Raw genomic sequence first — 15,477 nt, 5'->3', positions numbered from 1 at the left:
CCCCATGAAGGCAGACGAATTCGATTACGTCGTGGTCGGTGGCGGCACCGCGGGAAACGTCGTCGCGGCCAGACTCTCCGAGGATCCGTCGGTCACGGTGTGCGTACTGGAGGCGGGCCCCAGTGACGTCGGCGACGACGACGTCCTGAAACTGGAACGCTGGATGGGCCTGCTGGAGTCCGGCTACGACTGGGACTACCCGGTCGAGCCGCAGGCCAGCGGCAACAGTTTCATGCGGCACGCGAGAGCGAAGGTCCTCGGCGGCTGTTCGTCGCACAACTCCTGCATCGCCTTCTGGGCACCGGCGGAAGACCTCGACGACTGGGCGGCCGCGGGCTGTACGGGCTGGTCCGCCGCCGACCTCTTCCCGCTCTACCGGCGCCTGGAGACCAACGACGCGCCAGGCGACCACCACGGCCGCGGCGGCCCGGTGAAGCTCCGCACCATCAAGAGCGAGGACCCGTGCGGCAACGCCCTGCTGGAGGCGTGCGTCCAGGCGGGTATCCCGACGACGCCCTTCAACACGGGTACGACGGTGGTCCGGGGCGCCAACTGGTTCCAGATCAACTCCGACGAGAACAACATCCGGCAGTCCTCCTCGGTGGCGTACCTCCACCCGGTCATGGGCAGGCGCCCGAACCTGGAGGTACGCACCGGGGTCCGCGCGAAAAAGCTGGTGCTGGAGGGGCGGCGCTGTGTCGGCGCCGAGTATCTGGACCCGGATCTCGTCCACACCCGGTCGGTACGCGCCCGGCGTGAGGTCATCGTCTCCTGCGGCGCCATCGACACCCCGAAGCTCCTGATGCTCTCGGGCATCGGTCCCGCCGAACAGCTGCGCGAGGTCGGCGTGGACGTGGTCGTGGACTCGGCGGGTGTGGGCGAGAACCTGCAGGACCACCCCGAGGGCGTCATCATGTGGGAGGCCGCCCAGCCGATGCCCACCGAGTCCAACCAGTGGTGGGAGGCGGGCATCTTCTACGACACCGAACCGGGCCTGGACCGGCCCGACCTCATGTTCCACTACGGTTCCGTGCCGTTCGACATGAACACCGCCCGGCACGGCTACCCCACCTCCGAGAACGCGTTCTGCCTGACGCCGAACGTGACGCGGGCGAAGTCCCGGGGCACCGTGCGGTTGCGCACCCGGGACTACCGGGACAAGCCGAAGGTCGACCCGCGCTACTTCACGCACGAGCACGACGCGCGCGTGATGACATACGGCCTCCGTCTCGCCCGGCGGATCGCGGCACAGCCCGCGCTGAGCGGCTGGGCCGGGGCCGAGCTGGCGCCCGGTCCGGACGTCCGGACCGACGACGAGCTGCTCGACTACATCCACAGGACCCACAACACCGTCTACCACCCGGCCTGCACCGTGAAGATGGGCGCGGACGACGACGCCTCGGCCCCGCTGGACGCGCGACTGCGGGTGAAGGGGGTCGAGGGGCTGCGGGTGGCGGACGGGTCGGTGATGCCGGATCTGGTGACCGTGAATCCGTGCATCACGACGATGATGATCGGCGAGAAGTGCGCGGATCTCTTGAGGGCCGACGCCTAAGGTTTGGGTGCCTTGGGTCGTGGGGCGGCTGCGGGTCCGTAAGGGCTAGTCGCGCGGTTCCCCGCGCCCCTTCAGGGCGCGGCTGTGGTGGGCCTCTTGTACATGCGGGTCGCGGTGATCTCCGTGTGTACCGTCTCCCCCGCCCGGGGCTGCTGTGGCAGTCCCGGGCGGAGGTGTTCCTCCACGCTGATGTACTTCAGGCCCGCTCGTAGGTCGGCGTCGTTGCGCAGGCGGATGACCAGCGGGAACTCGGCCAGGGCGGTCGTGTCGAACAGGCCGGTGGTGTAGAGGAGCTGGACGCCCAGCGCGTCCGAGACCGCCCGCTGGAGTTCCAGCAGGTAGGTCGCGTTGGCGCGGCCGATGGGGTTGTCCAGGAACAGCGTGCCGGCGTGGCGGTGCTTGTCCCGGCCCCGGTCGTTGCTGCGGAGCGCGGCCATCGTGCAGTAGAGGGCGATGGCGGCAGTGAGCAGCTGGCCGCCCGAGAAGACGTCGCCCATCTGTCCGACGGGGACGCGCTCGGCCCTCAGCACGGCGTCCGGCTTGAGGATCTCCACGGCGATGCCCTTGGGCTGGAGCGCGGCGCCGACGCCCCGGAGCAGCAGGGACATGCCGTCGCGGCGCATGTCGGAGTTCTTCTTCACGGCCGCGCGGGTCGCCTCGTCGACGACCTCGCCGAGTCGTTCGGTGAGGGTGGCCTGGTCGGGCTCCTCGAAGCGGATGCGCAGGAACTCCTGGCCGGACCACTCCCCCAGGCCCTCGGGAAGCCTGGACAGCCGCTGGGCGGAGCGGAGGGTCGCGAGGGACGATTCCACGAGGCCCCGCAGCCGGTCGACGATCGAGTCCCGGTTGCGTTCCAGCTGGGCCAGCTCGTCCGTGAGGACCCGGAGCCGGGGCGCGAACGCGTCGGCCCACTTCTGGGCGTGTTCGGGAAGCGAGGCGGCGGGCAGCTCGCGGATCTGCTGGCGGGCGGGTGTGCGGACCTGCTCGTAGCGCGTGGAGTTCGCGTGGCGTACGAGGATGTCACTGGCCTCCCGTACGGAGCTTTCGGCGGCGGAGAGGTCGGCGGCGCAGCCGCGCAGGGAGCGGCGGGCCTCTGCGGCGGCCCTGCGGGCCTCTTCGGGGCCGCCGGGATAGGGCTCGGGCTCCTCCTGGTCGTCGTCCGTGGAGTGGTCGCGGAGGAGGTCCCGGAGCAGGGCGGCGGTCTCGTCGAAGCCGCCGGCCGCGTCCTCGGCGGCGCGGTGGGACTCCAGCAGCTCGGCGTGGGCCTCCCGGGCCTGGGTCAACGCCTCGGTGCGGGAGACGAGTTCGGCGGTGGCGGTGCGCAGCAGGGCCTGGGCGTGCTCGGCGTCGCGCGGGAGCAGTTCCTCGGGCAGCCCGGTGTGCGCCTCGCCGTCCTCGGGCGCGTGCCTCTCGGCCTCACCACGCAGTCGGCCGAGCTGCTCGCTCGACGTGGACACCCTGGTTTCGAGGAGCTGTACGAGTTCGTCGGCGCGGGCGGCCGCGGCCTGCCGGGAGGGCGCGTCGGAGCCGTCGGGCGATTGCAGGAGCTGCTCGGCACGGTTACGGACCTTGTTGGTCAACCGGCCGAGCTCGGCGATCGCGGAGCTCTCGTCGCTCTCGGCCCGCGCCTGCTCGGCGCGCAGATCGGCGCCCACGCCGACCTTCTCGTACAGCTGGGAGGCGGCGCGGTAGGCCTCACGGAGGGCCGCGAGGGGATGCCTGGGCGCGTCGGAGTCCGTCTCCGGTACGTCGTCGGGGGCGCCCGCGATCTCCGCGCGCTCGGCGCGCAGCGCACGCGCCGTGCGGCGGGCGTCGTCGGCACCGCGCTGGGTGGCGCGGCGGTCCTCGTCGGCGGCGCGGGCCCGCTCCAGGCAGGACTGGGCTCGGGCCTCGGACTCGGTGGCCTCGTCGGCGAGTTCACGGACCTTGACCTGCCAGCCGGCGCGCTCACGCAGCCGGAAGGCGAGTCCGGCGAGGGCGTCCGCGGCACGGCGGGCCTTCTGCGCGGCCTCCTGCCGCTCGTCGCGCACCTGGGCCGCCTCGGCCGCCTCCTCCTCGGCCTCGGCCCGCACGGTCCGCGCCTCCGAAAGCTCCGCCTCGGACTCCTCGGCGAACGCGCGCGTCTCCCGCGCGGCACCGGCCAGCTCGGTGAGTCTCCCCGCCGGGCACCCCGTGCGCCACGAGGAGAGCCGGGCCGCCAGTTCCCGGTCCTTGCCGAGGCGGGCCGCCAGCTCCCGGATCTCCTCGTCCCGCTCGGTCGCTCGCACGCGCAGCGCCTGCCGCTCCTCGTCGGCGGCGTGCTCGTCGTGCATGGCCGGGTTGGGGGGCACGAGGAACACGTCGGAGGAGGACCCGTCGTCCGAGTCCACGGGCGGCGTCGGTGCCAGCAGGGCCGCCGCCGTGCCGACGGCCACGGCCGACCTCGGGAGCAGTGCCGCTTCGCTCAGCGCCTCGCGGGCCCTGGCGTGCGAGGCCGGGTCGGTGATGATCACGCCGTCGACCAGCTCCGGGCGTGCGGCCAGCACGCGCGCGTGGTCGACGGGGTCCACGGCCTGGGCGAGGTAGCGCCAGCCGGGCAGGGCCGGGATGCCGTGCTCGCCGAGGAACTCGACCGTCGCCAGGACGTCCGGGCCCGGTGGCAGCAGCCCGCCGTCGCCGAGGGCGCCCAGTATGCGGGCGTCGTCGGCCGCGGCGGTACGCAGTTCGAAGAGGTGACGCTCGGCGGACGCCACGGTCTCGTCGAGCAGTTCACGCAGCTCGTCGGCGAAGCGGTCCAGCTCCTCAGGGGTGAGGGGGCCGTCGGTGGAGGCACGCTCGGCCGTCGTACGGGAGCCGTCGGCCACTGCGGTGTCGTTCGCCGCGCGGCCGTCGGGTGTATCCCCCTTTCGGGGCACCGGCACCCCGGCCCGCGCCCGGCCGGAGACGCCCGGCAGGCTCAGCAGCTCCGCCAGCCGCTCCTCCCCCGCCAGGGCCTGCGCCGTGCGCCGCTCCCCGTCGTAGGCGCGCTCGGCGGCGGTCGCCGCGTCCGCCGCGCGGGCGGCCGTCAGCTCCGCGCGGGACTCGGTGGAGGCCGCCTCCCGGGCGTGCTCGGAGGCGCGGCGCGAGGCCTCGCGTGCGGTGTCCCAGGCGGCGACGGCCGACTTCTCGGCGTCGCTGGCGGCGAGGGCGGCACGGGCCGGATCGGCGTCGGGCGCGGTGTCGTCGAGCCAGCCCGCGCGGACGGCCTCGGCGGTCTCCTGCTCGACCTCGCCGAGCCGCTGCCTGAGGTGCCCGACCTCGCTTCGGGCACGCTGCGCCTCGGTGGCGGCGGCGGTCGAGTCCCGGTGGGCCGCCTCGCCGACCTCCTGCAGGACGGCCGACTTCTCCTCGCCCTCGTTCGCCAGGTTCTCGGCGCTCTCCGCGGCGGCGTGCAGGGCGCGTACGAGGTCGACGGCGGCTTTGGCGCGGGCGGCGAGCGCCGGGGCGGCGTCCCGTTCTGCCTCCTGGATGGCGGCGGCCACCCGGGCGGCACGGTCGGCGGCGGCCCGTTGCCTGAGCACGACCTCGGCCGCCTGCCAGGCCGAGTGCAGGGTGCGTGCGTCGGCCAGCTCCCGTTTCTGCGCTGCGGCCGACTTCTCCACGGCGGCCAGCGCCAACGAGGCGTGCCGGTAGGCGAGTTCGGCCGCGATCAGCGCGCTGCGGTCGCGGGCGGACTCGGAATGTGTGACCGCGTACGCGGCGGCGGTGACCCGCTGGGCGAGATCGGTGCCCCGCAGCCGCTCCCGGGCGGCCCGCGCCGAGAGACGTCGTGCCAGGGTGCGGGTGCGCCGCTCGGCGCCCGCGTGGATGTCCCGTGCCCGTGACCGTCCCTCGGCGGCCTCGACGATCCGGCCCAGCAGATCCACGGACCCGGCCGTGAAGTCCCGCTCGGCGATCAGCTCGGCGCGCCGCCCGAGTTTGTTGCCGAACCCGCCGACCAGGTCGGCGAGTCCGTCCGTGTCCCGTGTGTCGGTGACGGCCCGCAGCAGCAGGTCGGTGAAGTCGGAGTCCTTCTTCACCGCGAAGAGTCCGGCGGCCTCACCCTCGTCGGCGTTCATCTCCCGCTGGTAGCGGAAGAGTTCCGGGTCGAGGCCGAGGTCCGTCAGATGCTCGTTCCAGCGGTCGTGGATCTCCTCCCAGTGCACTTCGAGGTGCGGATACGCCTTGCCCGCCTCGGTGATGGCGTCCCGGAAGCCCTTCAAGGTCCGCCGCCGCCCCTGCGCGCCGGACGCGCCCTCGACGGGCCGCCGTACGGCGGTGGACTCGGCCACGGGCAGGTTGTCGAGGCTCAGCCCCGGGCCGGGCCGGAAGGAGTACCAGGCCTCGGCGAACTTCCTCGGGTCGTTGGAGACCTGCCGCCCCCGCCACTCGCTCACCTTGCCCACGACGACGCACTCACCGGTCAGCGTGTGCTGCCACTCCAGCGCGACGTGCCCGCAGTCGTCGGCCAGCAGGAACTTCCGCAGCACACCCGAGCTGGCACCGCCCAGGGTGTTCCGGTGGCCCGGCAGCATCACCGAGAAGATCAGCTTGAGCAGGACGGACTTGCCGCCGCCGTTCTCCAGGAAGAGGACACCGGCCGGTGCCGGCCGGCGCGGCGGCCCGGTCGGCTCCTCCTCGAAGAACTCCGCCTGCTGCGGCGCGGGGTCGGGCACGTACTCGCCCACACCCCGCAGGTCCAGCACGGTGTCGGCGTAGCGCGCACCGGCCGGCCCGATGGAGTAGAGGCGGACCCGGGACAGCTCGTACATGGCGGCGGACTTTCGCGGTCGTAAGGGTGGTTCGTGCGGTGCGGTCGTGACGGCGGGCCGTCGGATGCGGTCGTAGGGGCGTGCGGGCGGTCGTGGTGATCAGGAGTGGAAGGGCAGGCCGGCGCCGGCCACCAGCTCCAGATCGTCGGTGTCCTCGGCGGGCAGCAGCGTGGCCGAGCCGTCGGTGACCGGCACGATGCCCAGCTCCAGCAGTTCGGCCATCGCGGCGCTGCCCGCCATGTCCCGCACCTGGAGCTGATAACGCGCGGTCGTGCGATACGTACCGCCGTTGTCGTCCCCGGTGCGCTGCAGGAACCCCGAGTCGGTCAGGAAGCCCACCGCCTTGCCGATGATGCCGGTCGTGGACCCGGCCAGCCGGCGCGCGTCCTTGGTGGCCCCGGTGGAGCTGCGTCTCGCCCAGATCCGCCAGGCCGATTCCAGCCCTGGCGCGTCGGTCGCCGGGTCGGTGTTCTCCCCCTGCTCCTCGGCCCGCTCCTCCAGCCGCCGGCAGGCCTGTCGTACGAAGGCGTCGACCCCGTTGACCGACACCCGCCCGATGTATCCGTCGTCCGCGAGGTCCTCCGGCCGGGGAAACGCCATCGCGGCCACCGCGAGATGCGCCAGACCGTGCAGGAACCGGTCCACCGAGTCCGCGGCGGTCCGCCGCGCGTAGTCCCCCATCCGCACGGCGAACACCGAGTCCTCGGCCGCCGTCACCGCCATCCCCGCCCGCGGCGACACCTCCAGTACGACCAGCCCCAGGCCGGCGGCCACGGCATCGGCGAGCCGGGCGAACGCCGGATCCTCCCGATACCGCCGCAGCAACTCCCCGTACTCCTGGTCCCGGGCGGGCTGCAACTTGGGCTGCAGCCCGAAGGCCACGAGCCGAGCGGCATCGGCGGCGTCGGCGGGTGTGAGGGCGACAGCCACCGGAGCAGCGGCAGTCTCCGGCTCACTCCACTCGACGTGCTCACTCACGACAAGAACTCCTCGATCTCATAACCAGGGGCACCATCCGCCGCCCCTTCAAGGGCGCGAGGCTGTGACACTTGCGGCTCTGCCGCGTGGGCGCGACCATCCACGAACCACCCGCGCCCGACGCACAACCGGTGGTTTCGCGGCTCTCCCGGCGGAGCGTTCACGCTGCCTCCCGATCCGCTGCCATCCCCGCCGCGTCCAACAGGGCCATCCCCACGATCAGATCGGCCCCGCCGAACTCGGGATCGTCCAGCTCCGTCCCGTCGTCCACGGCGAACAGCAGCTTCTTCTCTCCCTGCCGGTAAGCCGTACCCACCGGCGGACTCGCCGCGTGCACGGCCAGCAGGGCGACCAGATAAGGCAGCTCGGGATCCAGCAGCCGCGCTTCGGCCAACAGCCCTGACAACCGCCGAGGCGCGTCCGCCGGCAGCTCCAACAGCTCCTTCGCCGCCGTCAACTGCTCCTCACTGAAACGGCTGTCGTCGGGCGTGGCGATCAGATCCGGCTCCGGCATCTCCGCCCCGAGGTGCTCCCGCTCCACCGGCGGCGTGAACAGCAGATCGACGAGGTCCCCCACCCGCACGGACCCCGGTGTACGCAGCCCCGTCCCGCGCGCGAAGAACGCGTCGGTCACGCGCCGGGCCTGCTCCACGGGCAGCGGGAGCAGAGGCGCGAGGAGATGCCCGTAGAGATCCGTCCCCGAGGTGGTCATCGGCGTGGCGAAGGCCTGCCGGTCCTGTTCCGCGCGGAACAGCGGACCGGCCTCCAGCAGCCGGGACTGCAGCTGCGTATGGCGCCGGATGCAGTCCTTGACGATGTCGACGAGCTCGGCGGCACGCCGTTTCTGCTCGGGCTCCTCGGACTCGTCGCGGGCCTTGCGGATGTTGGTGAGGATCGCGTTCTCGTGGCGGTAGCGGTCGGCGACGTGGTCGAGCGCCTCGGCGATCATGTCGGGCACGGCCTGGAGCCAGTCGACCGCGCGGACGTTGCGCCGGGTGGCGTCCAGCGCCTTGCGCAGCGTCTCGGAGTACTGCACGGTCCGGTAGCGCGCCTGCTCGGCGGCGAGCTGGGCGTCGGCGAGCCTGCCCCGGCTGATCAGTATCTCCAGCTTGACCTCGGCGGCGACCTGGGCGCTGGTGACATCGGTGTCGAGGGCACCCACGAGGACGTTGACGGCCTCGTCGGTCGTCCGGAGGCAGACACCGCCTCCGTAGCCGGGGACCTCCTCGATCAGCTTGAAGTCGTAGTCGCGGCGGACATAGGTGCCGTCGGGCGCGAAGGTCCCGTACACGGCCCGGAAGCCGCGGTCGACACTGCCGACGTTGATCAGGTTCTCCAGGACCCAGCGGGCCACCCGCTCGTGCTCCTCGACGGGCCGTCGCGGGGCCTGGGCGGCGATGCGCGGGATGAGGCGGGCGACGATCTGGTCGTGGTCCGCGCCCGTGTCGAAGTCCATGTTCAGTGTGACGAGGTCGATGGCGGCGAGGGCGACCTCCGCCATGCCGTACACCGAGTACTCACCGGCGAGGTTCGCCTTGCGCGCGTCCAGGTCGTGCAGCGGCGCCGTGCAGGCGAGCGCGCGCAGCCGCCGCGCCAGTCCCTCGTCGGCGGCCGGGCCCGGCGCGGGGCGCGGCCCCGCGCTGAGCTGGGGCGGAACGCTGTCCGTCGATGCGGGTGGAGTCACGGTGCACAGACTAGGTCCTGGGTCTGACAACGACCCAAATCGTTCCGCCGGGCGGGGCCGGGCACTCAGCCTCAGGGGACGTCGGCGACCCGTCGCCCGTACACGTCCACCAGGTTCTTCAGTGAGTCGTCGAGATACGCCGCCAGCATCCGCTCGGCCTCGTCCCGGTCTCCCTGCTGCAGCGTCCGCAGGATGAGGAGATTTCGCGCCAGATACGGCTCGTACAACTTGCGCGGATTGTCCACCACGTGGAACGCGAGCCGCAGTTCGGCGAAGACACTGCGCATCAGCTCGTCGGTGCGGGCGCTGCCGGCGAGGGTGACCAGTTCGCGGTGGAAGTGGATGTTGGCGGTGGAGACACCTTTCCAGTCACCTTCGTGCGCCTCCCGCTGTCCTTCCGCGACGGCTTCGGCGAGCCCGTCGAGGCCGTACGGCGGGGCCCCGAGGCCGCGTACGACGGCGCATTCGACGAGGCGGCGGGTGCGGTAGATGTCCTCGACGTCCTCGACGGTCAGCACGCGCACGAAGACACCGCGGTTGAGCTCGTGGACGAGGAGCCGTTCATGGGTGAGCAGGCGGAACGCCTCGCGGAGGGTGTTGCGGGAGACGCCCAGGGCGCCACCGATGCTGTCCTCGGACAGCCGTGTCCCGGGCGGGAAGAAACCCTCGGCGATGCGGCTCCGGAGGATGTCCGAAACCCGCTCGGCGGTGCTGGTGCGCCCCAGGAGGGCGCGGTCGTCGGCAAGTCCGGTCAGTTCGGCGGCCATGCCCGGAATTCAACCGCAGAGACAAGAACGAGACAACATGGGTATTGAAGGATCGTTCAACGATCCTCTACCTTGCTGGACAGACGCCGCGCCGCTCGGCCCCGGCGCCACCCGCTCCCGCACGACACGGCTCAGATCTCACGCACCCTCATCCCTCACCGCGAGGTGCCCATGAGTACGACCCCTCCCTCCCAGGCCCCGACCTCCACGGACCTGCCCGACACGGGCGGACCGGCCTCCGACGACGGCGCGTTCGGCTGGCTGCGCGCCCTCGGTCCGCGTGGCCGCCGCGCCTTCGGCGGCGCGTTCGGCGGCTACGCGCTCGACTCGTACGACTACTTCACGCTGCCGCTGAGCATGGTCGCGCTCACGGCCTACTTCGGCCTGGACAACGGCCAGACCGGGCTGTTCACCACGGTCACGCTGGTCGTCTCGGCGATCGGCGGCGCCGCCGCGGGCGTGCTCGCGGACCGGATCGGCCGGGTCAAGGCGCTGATGACCACCGTGGTGACCTACGCGGTGTTCACCGTGGCCTGCGGCTTCGCGCCCAACTACGAGACCCTGCTGATCTTCCGCGCCCTGCAGGGGCTGGGCTTCGGCGGTGAGTGGGCCGTCGGCGCGATCCTGGTCGCCGAGTACGCCAGCGCCAAGCACCGGGGGCGCACGCTCGGCGCGATCCAGAGCTCCTGGGCCGTGGGCTGGGGACTGGCCGTGATCGTCTACACGACGGTCTTCACCTTCCTCGACGACGACCTGGCCTGGCGCGTGATGTTCTGGACCGGCGCGCTGCCCGCGCTGCTCGTCATCTGGGTGCGCCGCTCGGTCGAGGACGCCCCGCAGGCCGCGGCCGCACGCGAGAAGAGCGCGGAGAAGGGCTCGTTCGCCGCGATCTTCCGACCGGGCACGGCCACCACACCGGGCCTGCTGCGCACCACGGTCTTCGCGGTGCTGCTCTCCACCGGTGTCCAGGGCGGCTACTACACGCTCGCGACCTGGGTTCCCACGTATCTGAAGACGGAGCGGGGCCTGTCGGTCGTCGGCACCGGCGGCTACCTCACCTTCCTGATCTCCGGGGCCTTCATCGGCTATCTCACCGGCGGCTATCTCACCGACCGGTTGGGCCGCCGGCGGAACATCTGGCTCTTCGCCGTGCTCTCGGCGCTGTGCATCCTGGCCTACGCGAACATCCCGAGCGGCGCCGACACACTTCTCCTCGTGCTCGGTTTCCCGCTGGGGTTCTGCATGTCGGCGATCTTCAGCGGCTTCGGCTCGTTCCTCAGCGAGCTGTACCCGTCGGCCGTCCGGGGCACCGGGCAGGGCTTCACCTACAACACCGGCCGCGCGGTCGGCGCCGTCTTCCCCACCACGGTCGGCTTCCTGGCCGACAGCTGGGGCGTGGGCGGCGCGCTGATCTTCGGCGCGATCGGCTACGGCCTGGCGGCGGTGGCCCTGTTCGGCCTCCCGGAAACCCGTGGAAAGGAACTCGTGTGAAACACGTGACGACCCAGGACCGTCTCTCAACCCGCACCCTCCAGGACCGTCCCCCGGCCTCCACCACCCCGCAGGACCGACCCCTGACCTTCGTCGACCCGCACGCGCACGCGTGGACCCCCGAAATGGCGCGCGCCCGGTTCCGTTCGGGCGTGTCCGGCCCCACCGCCGGGGTCGCCGCCGGGCACACCCAGGCGAACCTGATCTCGGTACCCGCCGACTGGGCGTACGACATGCTGCTGTTCTGCCAGCGCAACCCCAAGCCCTGCCCCGTGCTCGACGTCACGGACGCCGGGGCGTGGACGACCCCGCTCGCGCGGGGCGCGGACCTGCGCACCGACCTGCCGCGCTACCGGGTGTGGGAGCACGGCGAGTTGGTGGCCGAGCCGACCGACGTGGTCGACGTCTGGCGGGAGGACCTGGTGTCGTTCCTGATCGGATGCAGCTTCACCTTCGAGTGGGCGCTGACCGAGGCGGGCGTTCCGATGCGCCACATCGAGCAGGGCCGCAACGTCTCCATGTACGTCACCGGCCGCGAGTGCCGGCCCGCCGGGCGGGTGCGTGGCCCGATGGTGGTCTCGATGCGTCCGGTGCCGCCCGAGCATCTGGCGGCGGCGATCCGGGAGAGCAGCCTGCTCCCGGCCGTGCACGGCGGCCCGGTGCACTGCGGCGACGCGGCGGGCCTCGGCATCGCGGACCTGACCCGCCCGGACTTCGGCGACCCGGTGGACGCGGAGCCGGACGACATCCCGGTGTTCTGGGCCTGCGGGGTGACACCCCAGGCCGCGGTGATGGCCTCGCGCCCGCCGTTCGCGATCACCCACGCACCGGGCCAGATGTTCCTGACCGACGCCCGCGACGAGCAGTACCGCGTCCTCTGACGAACAAGCAGGAGAATGGATCTCATGAGCTCCATCGATCTCAACGCCGACCTGGGCGAGGGTTTCGGCCGCTGGACGCTGACCGACGACGAGCAGTTGCTGTCCGTCGTCACCAGCGCCAACGTGGCCTGCGGCTTCCACGCCGGGGACGCGGCCACCATGCGGCGGGTCTGTGCGCTGGCGGCCGAGCGCGGCGTACGGATCGGGGCCCAGGTCTCGTACCGCGACCTGGCGGGTTTCGGGCGGCGCGCGATGGACGTGCCGCCCGCCGAGCTGGCGGCCGAGGTGGCGTACCAGATCGGCGCCCTGGAGGTCTTCGCCCGCGCGGCGGGCACGCGCGTGTCGTACGTGAAGCCGCACGGCGCGCTCTACAACCGGGTCGTGCACGACGAGGAGCAGGCGGCGGCGGTGGTCGACGGAGTGCTCCTCGCCGACGCCACGCTGCCCGTCCTCGGCCTCCCCGGCTCGCGTTTCCTCAAGAGGGCCGAGGGGGCGGGGCTGCCCGCCGTCACCGAGGCGTTCGCGGACCGCGCGTACACGGACCAGGGCACCCTGGTGCCGCGCGGTCAGGACGGCGCCGTGATCACGGACGCCGACGCGGTGGTGGCACGGTCGCTGAGCCTCGCCGGCGAAGGCCTGGTCACAGCCCACTCCGGCGCACGCATCGCCGTTCGGGCCCGCTCCCTCTGCCTGCACGGCGACACGCCGGGCGCGGTGGAGCTGGCTCGTCGGGTGCGGGCCGGGCTGGTGGCGACGGGCGTGCGTGTGGAGGCGTTCGCATGAGGGCGCTCCCGGTCGGGGACCGCGCGCTGCTCATCGAGGTGGGCACGGGCGAGGAGGCCGAGGCGCTCCACGCCGAGCTGCTGCGCCGCCGCGCGACGGGGGACCTGTCGGCGGCCGAGATCGTCCCCGCCGCCCGTACGGTCCTCCTGGACGGCCTCGACGACCCGTCCCGCCTCGCCGGGCGCCTGGCCTCCTGGGACATTCCACCCGTCCCTGCGCGCGCGCAGGAGGTCGTCGAGATCTCCGTACGGTACGACGGCCCCGATCTGCCGGACGTCGCCGCCCACTGGGGTGTCGACGTGGCCGAGGTGGCCCGTATCCACGCGGCGGCCGATTACCGCGTGGCGTTCTGCGGCTTCGCCCCCGGCTTCGGCTACCTCACGGGACTGCCCCGCGAGGTCCCGCGCCGGGTGACTCCACGTACGGCCGTCCCCGCGGGGTCGGTCGCCCTGGCCGGCCCCTACACCGGCGTGTACCCGCGCTCCTCCCCGGGCGGCTGGCAGCTGATCGGTACGACGGACGCCGTTCTGTGGGACACCGCGCGCGTGCCGGCCGCTCTGCTCGCGCCGGGCACCCGGGTTCGCTTCACAGCCGAGGGGGCACCATGACGGACCGTGCCCTCGTGGTGGTCCGCGCCGGTGCTCTGACCACCGTCCAGGACCGGGGCCGCCCCGGCCTCGCCCACCTCGGCGTACCACGCTCGGGAGCGCTGGACGCGCCCGCGGCCGAGTTGGCCAAACGTTTGGTAGGCAACCCTCCAGAGGCCGCCGTCCTGGAAACCACCCTCAACGGCTGCTCGGTACGGCCGCGCTCGACAGTCACCATGGCGGTCGGGGGCGCCCCCTGCCCGGTCACCGTGGATGGCCGCCCGGCCCCGTGGGGAGCTCCGGTACGGGTTCCCGGCGGGGCACTCCTCGACATCGGGGCGGCCCGCTCCGGCGTACGCAGCTATCTCGCCGTCTCCGGCGGAGTGGCCGTGGAGCCGGTCCTCGGCAGCCGCTCCACGGACCTGCTGTCGGGTCTCGGCCCGCCGCCGCTGACGGACGGCACGGTGCTCCCGCTGGGCCGCCCGAGCCTGCTCCCCGCGCGCGTGGACGTCGTTCCGCACCCGGCGCCGCCCTCCGAGCTCGTGCTGCGCGTGACCCTGGGCCCGCGCGACGACTGGTTCACGGACGCGGCGCTCCGCGCCTTCACCAGGCTCCCCTACGCCGTCTCCTCGGCGAGCAACCGCATCGGGCTGCGCACGGAGGGGCCCGCCCTGGACCGCTCCCGGGCGGGTGAACTCCCCAGCGAGGGCATGGTGCTGGGCGCCGTCCAGGTGCCGCCGGACGGCCGCCCGGTCGTCTTCCTCGCCGACCACCCGACCACCGGGGGCTACCCGGTGATCGCGGTGGTCCACCCGGCGGACCTGTCCGGCGCGGCCCAGGCCACGCCGGGCACACCGGTGCGGTTCGTCGCCGTACGACACCGCCGCTGACCGGCCCGCTGTCGACCGGCCCGCCGGGGGCTGCTCACGCCACCTCCGGCCGCTGATCGGACACGCTCAACGCGGCCAGGGCCGACGCCACTGCGTGGGGCGGCGGACAGGTCCGGCCGGGAGCCGGTGCCGCGGGCCCTGTGCCGTACCTCGGCGGCGGCGAGGGTGAGGAGCTGCGGCAGCAGGTCGGCGCAGCGCCGGGCGACCCGGCCCGTCCCCGCCGTCGCCGGTCACCGGAGGCCGGAGCCGCGGATGGGCGCCGGGAACTCGGGCTCGGCGGACGGGGCGGGGCCCGCGGCGATCCCCGCGTCCGTGAGCAGGGCGTGGAAGCGGACGGCGAGCTGCCGGTGCCCCCGCTCGCCGGGATGCGACCGGTCCACGCTCCACATCGCGCGGTCCGTCAGCCAGGCGCCCTCCGAGGCGTGCAGATGGACCACCCCGTGGCATTGGGCCAGGGCGGGTGTGCCTTCAGGTCGTGCAGGGCCGCGCTGGACGGGTGAGGGTGCGGTCGGCGGCGGCGTGCACGCAGCGGATGCGCCGCCAGGCCGCCGTCTCGCCGGCGTGGACATAGGTGCGGGCGTATCCGGCGAGGTCGCTCTGGTGGATGGCGACGGCGGGGACACCGAGGCGGGCGGCGGCCGCCATGCCGCGCACGCCTAGGACTAAGGGGCCGGCCAGGTGGACGATATCGGCCCGGTGCTCGACGATCGCCGCGGCGACCCGGCGGCTGGGCAGGGCGACTCGGACCTGGGGACAGCCCGGGAGCGGAAGGGAAGGGACGCGGACGACGGGGCACAACGCCCGAAGGTCGGCTCCGGCTCCGGTTCCCTGCGCGGTGGCCGGGGCCACGACGCGGGGCGGCCCCCACGCGACGAGGTGGCGCGCGGTCTGCAGGGCGCAGTGGGCCACGCCGTTCACATCGGGGGAAAGGACTCGGTCACCATGGCGACACGCATACCCGTGTTGTCGTCGTGCTGGACGTGGCCGCGTCAACGTGGATCTTTCCGGGCGGGGAACGTCCCATGAGCGTTGCGTGCGCACATGTCCAGGTCAGGCCGCGTCCATGCCCTCCTGGCGTCCGAGCCACCCGAG

At 73.1% G+C, this 15,477-nt stretch carries 11 protein-coding genes and 1 pseudogene; 6 read left to right on the top strand and 6 right to left on the bottom strand.

All coding sequences use genetic code 11. From position 1 onward, the window contains the following. Positions 1-4: 4 nt before the first annotated feature. Positions 5-1,555: a GMC family oxidoreductase gene (locus OG622_RS40840; RefSeq protein ID WP_371581746.1), complete on the top strand. Its 1,551-nt coding sequence runs from the start codon at positions 5-7 to the stop codon at positions 1,553-1,555. 71 nt (positions 1,556-1,626) lie between these two features. On the opposite strand, the gene OG622_RS40835 is transcribed toward OG622_RS40840, so the two are convergent. From OG622_RS40835 to OG622_RS40820, 4 genes are all read right to left on the bottom strand, one after another. Beyond that, a complete protein-coding gene (locus OG622_RS40835) occupies positions 1,627-6,324 on the bottom strand; it encodes a hypothetical protein (RefSeq protein WP_371581744.1) in 4,698 nt (1,565 codons plus the stop codon). A 99-nt stretch (positions 6,325-6,423) separates the two neighbouring features. After that, positions 6,424-7,302, bottom strand: coding sequence for a hypothetical protein (locus tag OG622_RS40830; protein ID WP_371581743.1), 879 nt, complete (start codon positions 7,300-7,302; stop codon positions 6,424-6,426). A 160-nt stretch (positions 7,303-7,462) separates the two neighbouring features. Beyond that, on the bottom strand, positions 7,463-8,986 hold the full coding sequence (locus OG622_RS40825; RefSeq protein ID WP_371581741.1) for a hypothetical protein: 1,524 nt from the start codon (positions 8,984-8,986) through the stop codon (positions 7,463-7,465). Positions 8,987-9,057: 71 nt separating this feature from the next. Continuing rightward, positions 9,058-9,753, bottom strand: a complete 696-nt coding sequence (locus OG622_RS40820; RefSeq protein WP_371581740.1) for a GntR family transcriptional regulator — start codon at positions 9,751-9,753, stop codon at positions 9,058-9,060. A 171-nt stretch (positions 9,754-9,924) separates the two neighbouring features. Between OG622_RS40820 and OG622_RS40815 the strand changes: the two genes are divergently transcribed. The 5 genes from OG622_RS40815 (at position 9,925) to OG622_RS40795 (ending at position 14,385) form a co-directional block, all read left to right on the top strand. Beyond that, entirely contained in the window at positions 9,925-11,244 is a 1,320-nt protein-coding gene (locus tag OG622_RS40815) for an MFS transporter (protein ID WP_371581739.1), read from the top strand. Between the two features lie 83 nt (positions 11,245-11,327). Further along, the gene (locus OG622_RS40810; RefSeq protein ID WP_371584375.1) at positions 11,328-12,125 is read left to right on the top strand and encodes a putative hydro-lyase; all 798 of its coding nucleotides are present in this window, start codon (positions 11,328-11,330) and stop codon (positions 12,123-12,125) included. A gap of 24 nt (positions 12,126-12,149) precedes the next feature. Beyond that, complete coding sequence (locus OG622_RS40805; protein ID WP_371581737.1) at positions 12,150-12,908, top strand: LamB/YcsF family protein; 759 nt, start codon at positions 12,150-12,152, stop codon at positions 12,906-12,908. Beyond that, positions 12,905-13,516 (top strand): allophanate hydrolase subunit 1, encoded by a 612-nt coding sequence (locus OG622_RS40800; RefSeq protein WP_371581736.1) that lies wholly within the window; start codon positions 12,905-12,907, stop codon positions 13,514-13,516. Before OG622_RS40805 ends, OG622_RS40800 begins: the two co-directional genes overlap by 4 nt. After that, complete coding sequence (locus OG622_RS40795; protein ID WP_371581734.1) at positions 13,513-14,385, top strand: biotin-dependent carboxyltransferase family protein; 873 nt, start codon at positions 13,513-13,515, stop codon at positions 14,383-14,385. Before OG622_RS40800 ends, OG622_RS40795 begins: the two co-directional genes overlap by 4 nt. Before the next feature lie 230 nt (positions 14,386-14,615). On the opposite strand, the gene OG622_RS40790 is transcribed toward OG622_RS40795, so the two are convergent. Continuing rightward, on the bottom strand, positions 14,616-14,822 hold the full coding sequence (locus OG622_RS40790) for a hypothetical protein (protein WP_371581733.1): 207 nt from the start codon (positions 14,820-14,822) through the stop codon (positions 14,616-14,618). A 23-nt stretch (positions 14,823-14,845) separates the two neighbouring features. After that, a pseudogene (locus tag OG622_RS40785) lies at positions 14,846-15,341 on the bottom strand (glycosyltransferase); the annotation flags it as partial. Between the last annotated feature and the right edge of the window lie 136 nt (positions 15,342-15,477).

Source organism: Streptomyces sp. NBC_01314 (genome assembly GCF_041435215.1).
Lineage (GTDB): Bacteria > Actinomycetota > Actinomycetes > Streptomycetales > Streptomycetaceae > Streptomyces.
Note: the sequence above shows the minus strand (reverse complement) of the source record. Positions and strands in the feature narration are given on the sequence as shown.